Annotated in this window: 10 protein-coding genes; 1 reads left to right on the top strand and 9 read right to left on the bottom strand. The window is 40.9% G+C overall.

The genetic code is table 11. The features are described from left to right. Positions 1 to 14: 14 nt before the first annotated feature. The 9 genes from AABK37_RS25790 to AABK37_RS25750 form a co-directional block, all read right to left on the bottom strand. Positions 15 to 1,187 carry a glycosyltransferase gene (locus tag AABK37_RS25790; RefSeq protein WP_432554368.1) on the bottom strand — a complete coding sequence of 391 codons (1,173 nt, stop codon included), beginning with the start codon at positions 1,185 to 1,187 and terminating at the stop codon, positions 15 to 17. A gap of 291 nt (positions 1,188 to 1,478) precedes the next feature. After that, positions 1,479 to 2,552: an acyltransferase family protein gene (locus AABK37_RS25785; RefSeq protein WP_432554367.1), complete on the bottom strand. Its 1,074-nt coding sequence runs from the start codon at positions 2,550 to 2,552 to the stop codon at positions 1,479 to 1,481. A gap of 15 nt (positions 2,553 to 2,567) precedes the next feature. Then, positions 2,568 to 3,584, bottom strand: coding sequence for an acyltransferase family protein (locus AABK37_RS25780; RefSeq protein ID WP_432554366.1), 1,017 nt, complete (start codon positions 3,582 to 3,584; stop codon positions 2,568 to 2,570). 13 nt (positions 3,585 to 3,597) lie between these two features. Continuing rightward, positions 3,598 to 4,767 (bottom strand): acyltransferase family protein, encoded by a 1,170-nt coding sequence (locus AABK37_RS25775; RefSeq protein ID WP_432554365.1) that lies wholly within the window; start codon positions 4,765 to 4,767, stop codon positions 3,598 to 3,600. Positions 4,768 to 4,786: 19 nt separating this feature from the next. Then, positions 4,787 to 6,223: an O-antigen ligase family protein gene (locus AABK37_RS25770; protein ID WP_432554364.1), complete on the bottom strand. Its 1,437-nt coding sequence runs from the start codon at positions 6,221 to 6,223 to the stop codon at positions 4,787 to 4,789. 11 nt (positions 6,224 to 6,234) lie between these two features. Continuing rightward, positions 6,235 to 8,406: a GumC family protein gene (locus AABK37_RS25765; protein ID WP_432554363.1), complete on the bottom strand. Its 2,172-nt coding sequence runs from the start codon at positions 8,404 to 8,406 to the stop codon at positions 6,235 to 6,237. Between the two features lie 74 nt (positions 8,407 to 8,480). After that, positions 8,481 to 9,677 (bottom strand): glycosyltransferase family 4 protein, encoded by a 1,197-nt coding sequence (locus AABK37_RS25760; RefSeq protein ID WP_432554362.1) that lies wholly within the window; start codon positions 9,675 to 9,677, stop codon positions 8,481 to 8,483. 171 nt (positions 9,678 to 9,848) lie between these two features. Next, the gene (locus AABK37_RS25755) at positions 9,849 to 11,060 is read right to left on the bottom strand and encodes a glycosyltransferase (protein ID WP_432554361.1); all 1,212 of its coding nucleotides are present in this window, start codon (positions 11,058 to 11,060) and stop codon (positions 9,849 to 9,851) included. Between the two features lie 1,007 nt (positions 11,061 to 12,067). Then, entirely contained in the window at positions 12,068 to 14,704 is a 2,637-nt protein-coding gene (locus AABK37_RS25750) for a M1 family aminopeptidase (RefSeq protein WP_432554360.1), read from the bottom strand. A gap of 514 nt (positions 14,705 to 15,218) precedes the next feature. Between AABK37_RS25750 and AABK37_RS25745 the strand changes: the two genes are divergently transcribed. Then, positions 15,219 to 16,895, top strand: coding sequence for a DUF3352 domain-containing protein (locus tag AABK37_RS25745; protein WP_432554359.1), 1,677 nt, complete (start codon positions 15,219 to 15,221; stop codon positions 16,893 to 16,895). Positions 16,896 to 17,080 lie beyond the last annotated feature (185 nt).

Below are 17,080 nucleotides of genomic sequence, written 5' to 3'. Positions count from 1 at the left end.
AGAATCCCCTGAATTTAATAAATTTGTTTAGATACAATTGTTTCTAAAATCGCGTTGCGGTAGCTTAATGTTACCGCATCCCAGCTGAAGCGCATGGCGTTCAGTCGTGGTTGTATTTCTCTTTTTGAATCGAGAACTTTTGCCAGTGCAGCCGCGTAAGTATCTGGGTTAGTTACGTCACACAATACACCAGCGTCAGCGACAATGTAACGCCGCATTTCGTCGTCAGTCGCGACGACAGGTAAACCACTTGCCATTGCTTCTATGTAAGCCAGTCCGAATGGCTCATCAATAGAAGGAAGAGTAAATACATCTGCACTGCGATAGATTTCTGGCATTCGCTCATAGGGATATGTGCAGATAGCGAAGCGTTGGGAACCGAGTAACTCGTCACCGAGAGATTGAAAGTAAGCGCGATCGCATCCATCACCGCACAATAAAAGGCTAGCGTGGGGTAGTCGCGCTACTGCTTGCATCGTCAGACTAATGCGTTTGTGACTGTTGCGCTTTAAAGAAGCTACACATAGTACGATTGGTTTTGCCAAATTAAAATCGATAGCAGTTCCTAACGGTGTAAATTGATCGAGGTCTACACCGTTAGGAATAACGTTAACAAGTTGCTTCGGTTGTTCACTATGAACAAAATCTGCCATTGCTTGCGAAAAAACCACCAAGCGATCGGGTTGAAAACGCAGGTTGCGTTTTAAAGAACGTCCATCCCCCATTAATCCCACATGTTCGGTAAAAATAATCGGTGTACCAATTAAAGCTCTGACAAAAGCCGCCATCGCTAATCCACCATAATCATTACAGGGAAATATCACATCTGCGCGGCGACGTAATAAGTGAAAAGCACAAGGTAGAAAATTGGTAAGATGTTCGATAACGATTTCTGGATGAGTCGCAAACCGATGCACTAACTCAGCAATTAACGGATGTCGTACCGCACTATAAGCTTGAACGCGAGAAATACCACCAGTCGGATGACAAAAAGAACCGCAGTCAGCTCCACTTAACAGTTCAACATCAAAGTAAGCACTCAATCGCTTGGCTAGTTCTATCGCAAAAATCTCCGATCCACCACTCCAGTTAATTCCCGCACTCGGATGAACCAATACAACTCGATGGCGTCGTTCATCTGGCATCAGTGAAGAGTTATTCGTATCAACTATTTGCTGATTCATCATTTTTATATATTTAAAAAGTTTAATTCGTAGTGAGCGCTGAAGCGCTCATTTTGCCCCTAATACAAATCTATTAATAATTTAACTACTCCTGTCACGCTTGAAAATTATTTAGTAACGAACCGCAAAGACGCGTTCGCGTAGCGTCTCCGTTCGCGCAGCGTCTCCGACAGGAGAAGGAGAAGGACACAAAGGAAGAAAAGAAACAAAAAGATAGGTAATCTTGTAGCGGTAAGAAAGTAAATAATTATTTTAAAGCGCTGTTAGCGGAGCTTTCCCGTAGGGTAGCGCTTACTACGTTGTCGCTAATTTAGGTTTAAAAATTGAAAGCAATGGCTTCTCAATATACGAATAAACAGCGCATCCAAATAAAAGAGCTATCACAGCAATTATCAGTCCTAGTATATTTAATATCAGAATGTTTTGAGTAATATCAGGAGCAACTTTTAGAATCAACTTGGTAATATTATTGATAAAAAATCCGTGCATTAAGTAAATAGAATATGATGCATTTCCTATATATATCAAAATTTTATTTACATGTACATGTTTCTTCATTTCTAGAGATGTAGAGCCAACTACCAAAAGCATCGAAGGAATACCAAAGGAAATTACAGGCGATATATCTACAACTTTGTAGTAATAATTGATTGCTCCTAAAGTATATAAAAAAGCTCCCAGACAAATTAAAGTCATTTCTTGAGGAATTTTCTGTTTAGATACAATGTAAGCTGCTACGCAACCGAGAAAAAACTCTAAATTGTGTTCGTTAAAAATGAAATTAAGCATAAAGCTGTCTTTCGGCAAATCGAAAACACCAATAAAATGTGTAAATGTCAATAACAGCCAGATGGAAATTAGCGGAAAACATAACTTGGGTTTTAAGCCAATTAATAAACCAAATATGATATAAAAGAAAACTTCATAGCTCAATGTCCAGCTAACACCGAGAAAGCTGCTGGCGAGAATTTCTTGTCTTTGAGGAAATAAGATAAAAGCTTTGAATATTTCTAGAATATTTCTCTGGCTGGTGTCAGGATCGTAAGCAAAGAATAAAGAAGCGGATAACTTGAGTGTCAAAACTACCCAATAAATCGGGTAAATTCGGGTAACTCGTTTCAGAAAAAATGACTTCAACTTGCTTCTATTCCCGATATCTGATTGGTGAATATATAAGATAATAAATCCGCTTAAGACAAAGAAGAAATCTACACCTGAGCCACCAAAATTCAATATTTTACCCAAAAAGTCTTTTTGGAAATTTTGATTAAATATCAAGTCACAGTGAGCAAATATTACCATGACGGCGGCGATTCCTCGAAATACTTGGAGGAGATTTAGTTTTTGATGTTTTGCAGGTTTTTGCATAAAAATCTCCTTTTATTACTTAACTCCGCCAATTGAATAGATAAAAATTTTGCTTTTACTTAGCAAGAATTTATAAAGTATAATCGGTCCCAAAATTCCCATAAAACTTACGACGATAAAATAGAAAATTGGATTTGGTACCAAAAATTTAGTGATAAAAAGTATTGTGCCACGGGTAAAATATCCATGAAATAGGTAAATTATCATACTTGCTGCTCCCAAGTACACAAAAGAGGTTGCAACTGCATGGCGTAAATTTTCAAGCTGCTTAGGTAAAAGTATTTTTTCTCGTGAATTTGTGACCGCGTACATAGATAAAAAAGCTATTGGTCCATTAATAATTCTAGAGTTTTCAATATTATTCACTGCTATAAAATACTTGGTCAAAACCATTGTAGTTATACCAGCAATAAATATTACAAATATCAAAAATGGTAACTTCTCTAAATATAAACGAATTTTCTCTAAGTAAGAGGCTATAAATACACCAAATGCGTAGAAAAGATTCCAATAACCAAAACCCAGAATAAATAAAAGAATCGATACTGAAAAGTATACTAAATTGGATTGGAAATATTTAAAACAAATAAAAGATAACAAAGTAGCGAAAATTAAAGCGTGAAGAAACCAAAAAATTTCGTATGGAAATACTGTTGCTTTGACGATATCCAAAAAATTAAACTGCTTACCTTTGGACAAAGATTGAAAAACAAAATAAATGGGTGCCCAGCAAATTAAGGGAATTATTAATTTTTCAAACTTAGAACTGACAAATTTTTTTAAAGTGGTATTTTTATTACTAAAGACAGCAAAAGCTACACCAGAAGCAATAAAGAATATTGGCATGTGAAAAGTATTAATCAAATCACATAACCATCCGAGAGGGGAGAGGTCTGAATTGTATATTTGCCGCATACCGTAGTCGCGGTTATAGCCAATGACATGACCGATGACAACGAGAGCGATCGCAACTCCTCTAATTAAATATAAGCTTTCAGATAAATTCTTCTTAAAACTAGCGTTGACATTCATGTAAATCTCCTATCTAAACGCGAAATAAAAGTTTTGAAATCGGTTTTACTCTCATAGACATAGATGTTATTAACCAACTAGTAATGAAGGTTATACTCGTGAGTGTCAACATAATAGTTATCGGTGATATCTTCAAAAGCTCATCGGGAATTTTGCCCATCAAGCTGACATAAATCATCAGTACTAAATAATGGATGAGATATATACCAAAAGAGCAGACACCTAAATTCTCAATGTAGCGATTATTTGAAAATCTAGTTGAAAGAGCAATACCACTTAGTAGTAAACAAAAAGCAGTTCCTATTTCATATATAGATTGAGGAAAATATATTATCTTGCTTACATTCATTAAATTCAGAGCAGATATACCAGCCATGAAAATTAACAAAATCACTGCTTGACTTATATCCAAATTTTCTACTTTTTTTCTCATATATGGATGATTGATAATCATCGCTAGTAAAATGTATGGCAAACATTTTAACAGCCACGCTATTACTACTAAAGTAATTCTCAGTATTTGATTGTTATTATCGCTGGTAAATATCAACTTGGTGAATTGTTGAAAGGCAACTGAGCAAGAATTAGTAACTTCTAAGCAGTTGACACCAAATTTGGCAAAAAATTCAAAGTTGTTTCCGGAAACTATCTGAAGTTCGTATATAACAATGCTGGCAATAAATAACACAAATAGCATTGTCAGATTAATGCGCTTTTTGACTAAAAACTCTGCAAATAAAATTAAAAAACTACCCGTAAATAAAAGTGGTAAAAAATAAAGATGAATTGATGCACCACCGAGAAAAATTAGCAGTACTGGGTCTTGAAATAATTTACTTAAGCTTTCGGATGCACTTAGAGATTTAGCTAATCGTATAGAAAGGTAGATAAGACTCCAGTAAAAATATGGTACTAGCAGTCGCTCAGACCTGGATTTAAAAATGGAAACTAAAGAATGTTGTTGATTGCTTGTATATAGCTTTTTGGTCATTAAATAGAAAGATAAAGCTAAAAAAAAGGGGACGGCAAATCTGCTCATCTCCACGAGTGCTGCTGTGACGTTATTTGTGGGTATACCTGAATAAAGCATCAATGAACCGGCGTGAATTAACGCTACAGCATAAGCGGAAATGCCTCGAAATAAGTCAATCCCAACTAATCTTTTTTTAATACTTTCTGACATATGCGTTGTCATGATTAACCTAAATGGTGGATTGATTAACTTGCCATTTTTCCTTTTCCCAGCCAGCGATCGCTACAAGAACCCACCAATAGACAAAAAAGGTAGTAGCATCCATAATATTGTTGGAAAGCATACTCACACTGTTAGAAATCAATAGCGCTATCAGAATTAAACATAAACTTCGCTGAGAACTTTTTTCTGGTGCTTTTTGCAGTAGTCGCACAAGATGTAACCCTTGAATAAGCAGAAAGAATACAAAGATAACTAAACCGACAATTCCCTGTTCAACAAGAACTCGGATATAGTCGTTATGTGCCGCATAACCACCTCCTGTTTGTAAGTTACGGATACCCAATTCTGCACTTGTGCCTAAACCGTAGCCAAGTATGGGGAATTTTGTCCAAGATTGCAGTAAATAATACCAATGAGTGATTCGCCAATTAAAGCTATTGCTATCTCCGTAGGATAATATAATTGCTCGTGATACATCAATGTCTGGATTTAATAGGGGGGTTTGATAAATTTCTGTGAGACGTTGTTGACCAAATTCTGTAGTACCAAATAAAGACAAGATAATAAAACAGAAAATTGCGACACCAATTAATCGAACTGGGGTAATTTTGTCAGCATTAATACATAAAATAAGTATGAATACTGCAATCAACCCGGTAAAATAGCCAGTACTCACGAAAATAAAAGAAATCAAACCTAACAGTAATAACCAAGGCAAACGTTGTTTAGAGATGCTTAGTTTCCACCAAACTAAAGCAATAAACATGCTCAAGAAAATGCCCAAACCATTAGGGAAGCCTAGAGTTCCTGAGACATTACTTCCTGCTTTTCCTTGCGCTGTTAGCAAATCTGGTAGAATTGAAGCTGGTAGAAATATCTGCATACTGGCAACAGTAATTGGTGCAACTAGAGCCAGCAGCAATGTAGAAATTAATTTTTCTGGGTGGATACGGTCTTTTAGCTGCATTACCAACAAGTAAATTATTACCCAAGAAAAGTAACGCAGCCAATCTCGGATTGCATTTGGTAGAAATGATGCGTCCATTCCCAAAGCACCCAGTAGCAAAAGTACGATCCACAAACTCTGAAGCATCATCCAGCTAGCAAATAACCACCAAAATTTATCTGTACGTACATGCTGCCCTGTCAAGACCATTACAACTACGTAGAGCAGAGTGAGAATATCTACACCAATAGCGAAAGCCGCTGGTAACTGTATGCCTGAGAAAATATCCAGAGAACTACGCAGTATCAATAGAGCTAGTACGGCTTGCTCAAACTTGGCAAAGAAGTAGATTACCCAGGCGACCGCGAACAAGGCTACACCCAGAAAAAAGGGTTGAGCACCTGCCGCGAAGCCTGCAACTATACCAGCTGCTGCACCTGCGAAGCTAATCAATAGCATAAGACGCAAACCACGTCTTGAACCTTGATTATTCAGCATTTTTACTACCTCTAACCGTTGTCATAATTATTACGACCACCTTTGACTGCGGTTAAACGCCTTGGCGATCGCCCCCCTAGCGGTCGGTCATTATCAACTGGATAGCGGAAATACTTTTCTGTCTGCTCTGTCATTCCATTGACGACTACTCCCAATACTGGTATCTGGTTGTTGTTTAATTCTGATACGGCTCTTTGCAGTACTTCTTTGATGGTGATGCTAGGACGTGTTACCAGCATGATTCCATCACTCTGTCTGGCTAATGTGGCTGCATCCGCACAAGCACTAATTGGCGCAGTATCGATAATTACCATATCGTAATTTTCCGCCGCTTCTGCCACCAATGACTTCATCGCCGGTGACTCTAATAACTGCGAGGGACGCCCGTGGAATTCGCCACCAGTTAACACATGCAAATTGTCAACATCTGTGAGCTGCACCGCTTGATTTAGGCTTCTGCGCTTCTCAATTACATCTGTAATTCCCGGCTTTGGCGCTAAGTTAAATAGTGTATGCTGCATCGGGCGACGCAAATCTGCATCTATAATTAATGTCCGCCGAGATAACATGGCGGAAATGGCGGCTAGGTGCGATGCGACTATTGACTTACCTTCCCCAGAAAGTGTGCTGCTGACAACTATAACATGCACCTTATCGGTACTGCGAAACTCCAAGGTCTTGAGGAGCATTCGGTAAGGCTCAACTAAACCTATATCATCTAAAAAGCGATCGGCTGGCTCTAGAACGAGAGTTTTAGCAGGTAGACGCGGCAACACTCCGAGTAATGGTAAGCTCAGTAGTTCCTCGGCTTCGGAGGCATCCTTTAAGGTGTTATCCATCACTTCTAGAAGCAACATCACAGCAGTACCTAAAACCGTTCCAAACACCGCAGCCAGCGCCAGCACTGCTGAACGTTTGGGTGAAGAAGCGATTGTCGGTGGTTTCGCGGCTTCGATCAAGCGGAGATTGCTAACCTTTTGAGCTTCTGTGATGCGTGCTTCCTCTAGTTTGCTTTGTAGCGATTTTAAGGAGGCGGTAGCGTCTTCGCGTTCGCGGGTTAATGCAATCAGGGGTTGCTGTTGAAGCGGTAACTTGGCAAGGCGAATTTGCAGTTGAGTTCTTTGAGCTTGTACTGTCTTAAGCTTATTTTCAATTGCCGATCGCTCTGTCTCATTCGCCAAAAGTTTGGAAGTAAAGTCTTGACTAATTTGATCGCCGGCGACACTGTTTGTAGCAACCGATGTTGCCGACGACACGCGACCAAGTTGCTCTGTGTACAATTTATTCAGATTATCTCGTTGGTCAACCAGCGCTATCACACTTGGGTGGTTTTCTGTTAAACGCAAACGCGCTTCAATTAACTTTGTATTTAACTCTGTTAACTTAGCGCGTATAGTTTTCAGTTGTTCATCTTGTCCACCGCGTACAGATGCATAAGCTTTATCTAGGCTTTTAGCGTCGGTGATTTGCCGCAAAGATGCATCCCGTCCTTTGGCTTCTTGCAGTTGAGCTGTCAAAGTGCGTTCTTGGTCTTCTAAAGTAGCTAAACTCTCAACTGTACTTTTAGTTTGCTCTTCAAAAGAGATAATGCCGCTAAGATGTCTGTAATTGCTTTCATTTTTTTCGGCTGTTGCTAAACGCTTACGGGCGTTAGGTATTTCGTTATTTTCTAAAAATTCCCGTACTTTCGTCGCTTCCGAACTGATTGTTTTCGTATTTTCCTCAATCATTGCTTGGCTTACGGCATTCAGCAATTGGGCTGCAAGTTCGGGGTCTTTCGATTTGTAGCTCAGTTCCAGAATGTTGGTAGCGGGAACAATTTTCACATCCAATCCTTTATTAAGTTCTCCGGATGTGATTTTGCTTGTGGGTGCATTGTCGGATTTGAGAGAAGCCAGCGCGATCGCTCGTTCCAAAACACGTTCCGATTTGACTAATTCGGCTTGGTTAGCTAAAGGACTCGGACCACCAGGGGCGCCCGAAGATACAGAAGTCAAGTCGCGACCCAATTCAGAAACGCTTACCCTTCTATCATCCTGCATCAGTCGCGCTGATGCTTCATACAAACGCGGGGTAACGGTGAGGTAAGCAAAAGCCCCACCAATTACTGCCGTAAATGTCACTAATGCGGGCAATGCACGCCGGTTTAGAACCGCTAATAATGAGGATATATTCTTCTCCATCACACAAAACCTTGTTTCATTGGTGATTGATCGTTTGTCATTAATTGGTAGAACACCTAACAATTTAACAAATGTTATTTTTTGCCGATCGCCTCAGCCAGCTCGCTTTCACGCTGCGAAATACCGACTGGTTTAACTGGTGCAGGCGATTTCAACAGTGTGGTGTATAGTTTTAAGGTTTCAGAGGTAATGCGATCCCAACTGTAGTTGTTTTCTATGTGCTTTTGGGCATTTTTAGCCATTACTGCCAGTTCTTGGGGATGATTAACTGCCCAATCTAAAGATTTAATGCAGGATTTAACGTTTCCAGCTTCAAAAAGCATTCCCCGTCCGTTATTAATTAACTGTTGGTGGGGTGGAATGTCGCTTGCTAGTACGGGAATACCTTCGCGCATTGCTTCTAGCATTGCTAAAGGTAGTCCTTCTAAGTCAGAAGGCAGAACAAATAATCCAGCCCCTCGGACAATTTCTGCGAGTCGAGAACCTCTGAGTTCTCCAGCAAATACGATATTGCGATCGCTTGCTACTTTTTCTAATAAATTGGCGGTGAAGGTTTTGGTATCGCTGACACCACCTGCTAATACTAATTTCCACCCTTTCGGTTTCAGGGTAGAAAAGGCTTCAACCAGCAAGTCGGGACATTTTTCGGGTACGAGTCTGCCCAAAAATACAATATAGCGTCCTCGTTCCAGACCCAAATCAGTGCCGTATTTAAAATTGGGGTCAGAATCAGCGTAACTGGCGGGGGCGTTGGGGATGTATACTGTTTCGCGATTGTAAGTTTGCCAAAAGTACTTTTTCAGTGCGTCTGATACAACTATAAATCCGTCGGCGAAACGGACTGCGGCTTTTTCACCTAGTTGAATCAGCCGAGTTGAAAAACTACCCCATTTGGCACGTTGCCAATCTAACCCCTGACAGGTGACAACTACTTTTGCAGATGTAGCGATGTTGGGTAAGCAAGTAAATAAAGATGGACCTAGAGCATGGAAATGAACGATATCATATTTTTTGCCAGTGGCGGCGATCGCTCCCAGTCCTGAGGTAATAAATGCATCTACTCCTCTTAAGTGTCCACCTGGTAGAGAAATAACTCGCACGCCTTTGTAGTCATAATTCTCAACCCAGGAACAGTCAGTGTAAGAAGAGCGGGCAAATAAATCGACACTGTGTCCTTGTGCAACCATGCGGGGATACACTTCTGCACAGTAATGTTCTATACCACCTTGTTTCGGAGGCAGACCTTTTGCACCAATTACAGCAATTTTCATATTTATCACTTGTTTTCTGGAGGTAGTGTACTACCTGATACACAGACGCTATTTGGTCTGAAATATTGCACCAGGAACGCGCCATTAGGCGCTATTTTTTGTGTTCTCCAATGTTTGCATCGCTGCAATACAGAGTTGCTAAAACGAATTTTGGGTTAACCGCATTCGTGTTTAGGTAACAGCCATTACTCGCTGTTGCCAGCGATTTAACATTTGGGCGTAGATATCTCGAACAACCGTGCGAGCTGCATAGGGTTGTGCAGTCCGGATACACGATTCAATCGGATAATCTTCTGGATGCTGTAGTACCTTGCGTAAGGCATCGGCGATGCACTCGCTTGTGCGTTGCTTGCAAACAACTCCACTGTTAGGAGTTAGCAATTTCGGGGTTTCCCCACATTCAGTTGTGACTACTGGCGTTCCGCTAGCTAACGCTTCTAGGACGACCAAAGGTAGACCTTCATAAGCGCTACTCAGCACAAAGGCGTTACACATACGATGCAACTGTGCCAGTTCTGCAATTGGAACAGCACCAAGCATTGTTACTCGACCTGTTAAACCTAAGGTATCAATTTCTGCGCGAACTTGAGCTGCTAACTCTCCATCACCGGCTATGAGTAGGTGAACGCAAGGATCGTTTAAAGCTGCAATTGCACGTACTAACAATGTTGGATCTTTCTGCGGATGCAGGCGACCCGCAAACAGCACAAAACGTGTATCATCCGATAAACCTAGCTTTTGCGCTAGTTCGCGTTTTTTTACTTTCCTCTCTTGCTGGTTCAAGGGATAAAAAAGCTCGTTATCAAACGAGTTTTTAATGTATGCAACGCGATCGCTAACACTCTTGTAACGCTGTTTATAATGTTTTACTGCATCAGTGTTGCATGAAAGAATTTGGCTAAACTGAGGCACTAATAAACTCTCGACAGCGAAATATGCTGCGGGAAATCTTCGCCAAAGAATCGCCTTCTTATCACCCACTGTTTGCATTTGCGTGTGAATATCATTGTGTATGAATAAAGTTTTTTCTCCTTGCCAATTAAGGGCTGCTAAGGTAGGCTCTAGCCGATGAAAATGCATGAAATCTGACTCAAAACACCGCCCTACAAGCGCTGCTGTATACTTTACCGTCGTCGGTATCAAGCTTCTAACATTATCATTTTCCAGAGAAAATAGAGGTAGGAAACTAATTTCTCTGCCTGCAAATTCGGCTGATTGCCATTTGTTTATAGGCTGGCTTTTATCGTTTCCTGTTCCTACTAGTCGCACCGCAAATTCTGGAGGTGCGTACTTGATAAATATGTTTATTAGGGTCTGAATGCCCCCGATAGTAGTGTTCCAAGGATTGAACTGGTAAAAAATTGTGAGAATTGGTTTACGCATTACTACAACCCTGGACAACTTGGGTAAACACTAATATAAGTTTTAACACAAAATTTTAAAGCAAGTGTAATTTTTACTATATCCATAGATGTATTTAGTTTCATCTCCACTTCGTACTATCTCTTAGGTAATATTTTTTCTTGTCAGTGAATAAAATGGCAGCAGAGTAATTTTTCGCTCTATTTGTCTAATTTATTTAACTTGGGAAAATGGTATGGAAGAACACAAAACTTTGCAAAGTTTTATACGTTAATAGCAAAATGCTTGACATTAACTTAGTCATGGCTTACACAACTCTAAATTCTAGAAAAATTCACGAAAAGAAAGTTGCAATGAATTCCTATCTGCGGAACGTGAATTCTGAAGATGCACTTCAACGAGTGCTTACTTTTAGGTGGTGAAAAGATGCTTGACCATGATGTGCCGACAAGCTGTAAGGCTTTTAACTTAACCGATTGAGCAAAGGTGTGAATGTAAATCTAGACTAAAAAATCTGCAACAGTCTCATGCATATTAGCTGATAATTTGGCGTTGAGAGAAGTAAGTAGCAACTAACAGCATCAAGCGCCAAAACCAGAATTGAAGATATTAAAACACGAATAAACACTATCAAAGGAAAGTTCTCATATTTCAAAGATATTGTACTTTCCAAATATGCACACCGATGTTAGATCTATAGAAATCTTGTCTGCGTCTGTAAATGAATTAACAAAAACTTAACTTTGGCAAAAAGTCTAATTAACTCAAATCGTTTTCAAAGGTTATAAATGTAATGCAAACGACAATATTAACGGCTTTTGAGCAATAACTTTTGAATCTGGAAAAATAGCGGTAAGTTCGCGCAGAGAATGATAACTGTTCTCACGAACGTAGGTATTCCTAAATGACATATAGCACCCAATTAAAAACGGCAATAAGTCGAAAATTGTCTGCGTGTTGGAAGTTAGTCTGGGTGCATTAGGTAATAATACCTAAAGCACCACCAATCATAGCAGATGACGCATCTATTACAGCTTGGATTTGGCTTCTAAATTTTCCAAGCGGCTTTTGAGTTCTTGATTTTGTTGTTTTACTTGGTCGAGTTCTTCGCGTAATTGACGCAGAGTTCCTTCTGTGCCAACATGAAGACTTACTTTGGTGATTTCTTCTTCAGCAAAACGACGCACCCGTCCATCAGCTGTTTGGTCAGCAAGCGATCGCAAAATCGAGATTGCTTTCGGAGTTTGCATTTGTCCGAGTGCGACAACCACTGCAATTTGCGTTAAAAAGAAGCTATCTTTGGCAAGTTCTGCCAATCTATTTAAAATCACTTCTAAGTTGGCAGGAGTTTGACCAACAGAAATTTTCCCCAAAGCACGAATTGCCGATAACCGCAAGGGTTGCGGTATACCGATTTTGGTGTATTCGAGAATTAAATTTAAAGCGGCTTCAGAAGTTTTAAGTTCTGCTAAACCAGCGATCGCACCACTGCGAACAACTTCATTCCAACCAGCTTTTTCTGTCAAAACTGATTTTAGCAGCTTTAGTACCTTTTCTTCCCTTGGTTTATCATCCAAGTTAGCAGAAGCGATCGCGCCAATTGAGCGAGCTGCCATTGCCTCTACATAATAACTAGGATCGCCATCTTGCAAAAGCGGTTTTAAAGCCTTATAGCTTTCATTCGTCTTGATTGTACCAAGCGCTTCCGCCACCGCTCGCCGCACGAAAGAACTTGTATCTTTTAATCCAACAACCAACTTATCAAAAGCCTGATTTAACTTGATATTTGCTAGTTGCTTGGCTACTTCCACACGTACACCCCAGAAGGTGTCATTTTGTAACGCCGCAGACAACGCATTCACCGCTTCTAAACCTCCTTTTTTCGCCAAAGCTTCGGCTGCATAAATACGGGAGATAGGATTCGGGTCAAATTCCATCTGTGCTTTTAACTCCGCTACCGGATATTCTAAAGACACAGTTTTCAGAAAATTGTTCCCGACATCAAAACTAATAAAGTTCGGTTTCTCCGTAAGTGGAAAGTAAAAGCTTTGTTCGCGTTCATTCACACGGACTGTAAAAGTGGTGAGTGGGGAGTGGGGAGTGGGGAGTGGGGATGGGGGAGTGGGGGAGTGGGGGAGTGGGGGAGTGGGTTGTTGAGTGTAACCGAAACCGATGGGGATTTTCAAATCAAATAAATTATTAGCGTTATCTGTGGTAACTTGATTTTGGGTAACTGTGACTTTTGCCAGCTTTGCATCTTGATCCCAAGAGTAAGCGACTTTAAAATCAGGATGACCACCGCGATAAACATACTGGTCGAACAAAAACGTCAGATTGCGTCCAGTAGCTTTTTCAATCGCTCTTAGTAAATCGATTGTTTCGACAGTTTTGTGGGCATTATCCCGGACAAACGTCTGAATTGCTTGCCAAAATAGTTCTTCGCCTAATTCTGCGCGAATCATGTGATATACACAAGAACCTTTTTCGTAAATGTGGCGATCGTAAAGTTCGATCGCTTCTCGATAAACGTGTGTCACCATCGGACGGCGGTAACGAGATGCATCTTCAGCTAAATAACTACGCGCTTCCAGTAACCGATAATATGCAGCTTCTTGATCGCCATATTCATGTTCTGTCCACATCACCTCAGAGTAAGAAGCCATTCCTTCCTTCACCCAAGCGTGTGACCAATGTTTAATTACCACCAAATCGCCAAACCATTGATGCGCGAGTTCGTGGACAACTAAACTTTCGCTATTGCGATTATCTAATGCAGCGCGTTCATCCAGCAAACATCTATCAGTTAACAGCGTGGTAGATGTGTTTTCCATCCCACCGAAGATAAAGTCATCAACGCATACTTGATCGTAGTTGGGGAAAGCATAAGGATAACCATATTTTTCGCTTAAAAACTCGATCATGCGCGGAGTTTTGCCCATGCTGCGTTTAGCATCTTCCTCGCGTCCCTTTTCTACATAGTAGGTGACGGGTTTGCCTTGCCACTCATCGCGAATTGCCGCAAAGTTGCCTACAGCCAAAGTCATTAAATAGGTAGGATGAACTTGTTGCTGCAACCAGTGGTATATTTTCTCATCGCCGTCTTCTGTGGTGTCAATCAGTTCGCCGTTGGAAATGGCTACAAACTGTTTGGGTACTCGGACTTTGATTTCACTCGAAGATAATTGTCCTGGATAGTCGAAGCAGGGAAACCAGAAGCGCGAGTCTTCGTCTTCTCCTTGAGTCCAGACTTGAATAGGTTTGTCGGGGTAATGTTTGTCAGGTTGAATAAAGTAAATACCGCGTTGGGGTTTTTCGACAGAGTAGGCGATCGCCATCAGCAATCTTACCCCGACTTGCGTCGGTTGAGGAAGTTGGATGAAAAGCTGTTCTCCATCGCAGTCAAACTTGGATGACACCTCGTTGACTTCGACAGACTTAATGTTCAAATTCACCGCATCCAAAGTCAAGCGATCGACACCATTGCGGATTGGTAATAAGCGAATGCGACAACTACCCTGGCAACTTTGGTTAGGAATATCCAAGCAGAGGTCTAGATAAATATGCTCTACCTGTCCTGGGCGATCGGGGTTATAGTGTGGTTTTGCACCTGGTAACTCAAAAGATCGGTGGTGATTATTCTCGGCTTCAAAAGAAAACTGCGACATTGATACTTACTAACCTTATAGGGAAAGAAAACTCTTACTGAATCTAGATAAGACAAATAGCGAAAGAAGTGTTTTTTGCCCAAGTCAACACAGCAATGAATGGTCGTTAGTTAAAGAGGACAGTTCCACAAGAAGGTTTCCCTCTGGTATCTGTCTTCAATAAATGCACTCCAAGATTGCGATCGCACCTCTTTGACACTTGATTAACAGCACTTTACGCTTCGAGCGCTTGCCCCTAAGTGTCAATACTGTTAAGCATTTCTATAGCTTAGAATAGCTGACCAGAGCGCGATCGCTTTTTTGTTGGGAATTAACAACATACCATTTACGGATTCATTCCTCACCCCATTGAATTAATTCTTGGAGGAAGAATTACAAAAGAATGAGTTCTTTGTATTACTTTTGTCCCTAGTAAATAACGCTACATTTGTGCAAAAGAACAATAAATCAGCAAACTCCACCATGACGCTTGTACAAGCCTCAGTAACAATTTGAGGAAAATAGGATAACATCAATGCCCGAAACTAAATCAAAATTTTTAATTCCTGCTATTGGCGCTGCCGTAATTGTCACAGGAAGTATAGCGGCTTATATGTATCTAAAAGGACCGTCTGGCAATAGTTCAGACGCTTTGGCAAGTGCTAAGATAGTTCCTTCTACAGCATTTATCGCAACTTATGTATCTACTGACCCTCAAGCTTGGGCGAAGTTACAGCAATTTGGTACACCAGAAGCACAGAAAATAGTCGCAAAAAATCTGGATAGCTTAAATAAAGATTTGCTCACAGAAAGTAATATTTCTTATGAAAAAGATTTAAAGCCTTGGGTAGGCGGTGTGATGATTGCTGTGCTACCATCAACTCCAGCAAACCCAACTCCAAATAGCGGAACAGCGACACGAGAAGCGAATATTTTGATGGTGGTGGGAATTAAGGATAAACTCGCTGCATTAAATTTTGCTAAAAAATTAAAGCAAGAAAAAGGCGTAACCACAAAGGAAATTGACTACAAAGGCGAAAAAATTAGCGAAACCACAGGTAAGGGGAAACCCTCATATAGTGCGGTGTTGAATAATACTTACGTGGTACTTGCTTCGGAAAGACAAGTGGTAGAAAACTCAATTGACACCTTGAAAGGACAGCCATCTTTTGCGAGTAAAGAAGGTGCAAACAACGTTTTTGCTAAAACTGTAGATGTGAAAAACGCTGTAGCACAAATTTACGTGCCTAATTATAAGGACATGGTACAGCAATTAATGGCGACAAATCCGCAAGCGATCGCCTTACCTCTACAAATTATGAGGCAATTTAAGCAGGTAAACTCGATGGTAGCGGGTGTTGGGATCGATGATGGGGGAGTGCGGATGAAAGCGATCGCGCTTTTAGATTCAAAGGATAACAAATTTTCGTCTGAAAATACTGCTACTAAAGTGGTAGCCAACTTTCCCGGTGATACTTTAGCGCTAATTAACGGAAATGGTATCAGCCGTTGGTGGACATCAGTCACAACAGCAGTGGAACAATCACAAGATTATCCCGAATTAAAGCAAGTAATCGCACAAGCTCGCGGACAACTAAAAGCGGTAAATTTTGACTTGGATAAAGATATTTTTGGCTGGATGGATGGGGAATTTGGTTTTGCTGCGATTCCTTCAAATCAGGGAATTTTAGCACCGCTTGGTGTTGGGGGAGGTTTCGTGTTTGATACAAGCGATCGCAAAACCGCTGAATCCACCTTCGCTAAACTCGACAACTTCGCCAAAACCCAAAAAATCAACGTCGTTCAAAGAAATATTAACGGTAAAGACGTTACAGAATGGCAAATTCCCCAACAAGGAGCTTTATTAGCTCACGGCTGGCTGAATCAAAATAGTGTATTTATTGGGTTCGATGGTTCTGTGGCGTCGGCGATCGCTTCTGCTAAAAGCCAATCTCTCGACAATAGCGATAATTTTAAAGCTGTTACCAACTCAATCGAAAAACCTAACGGTGGCTTCCACCTAGATATGTATCTAGATATAAATAAAATCGTGCCTCTTGTCAATCGTTTGGGTGTACAAGGTCAAGTGCCACCAAGAACTAGTGCTATTCTAGATTCCATTCGCGGACTCGGTGTAACCGCTACTACCCTCGACAAATCCACCTCTCAAATAGAAATGTTGTTAGCACTCAAACCAAAAACCGCTAAATAAAGCATTGGGCAATGGGCAAGGAGACAGGGGGAGAGGGGCACAAGGGGGACAAGGGGGACAAGGGGGACAAGGAGACAAGGAGACAAGGAGACAAGGAGAATAATTCTTCTTTCTCCCCATCTCCCCATCCCCCCCTCTCCCCGTCCCCCCATCCCCCCCTCTCCCCATCCCCCCATCCCCCCCTC

The sequence above is a fragment of the Tolypothrix sp. VBCCA 56010 genome, from assembly GCF_050875635.1.
Taxonomy (GTDB): Bacteria; Cyanobacteriota; Cyanobacteriia; order Cyanobacteriales; family Nostocaceae; genus Hassallia.
This window is presented reverse-complemented; position numbering and strand designations above follow the sequence as displayed.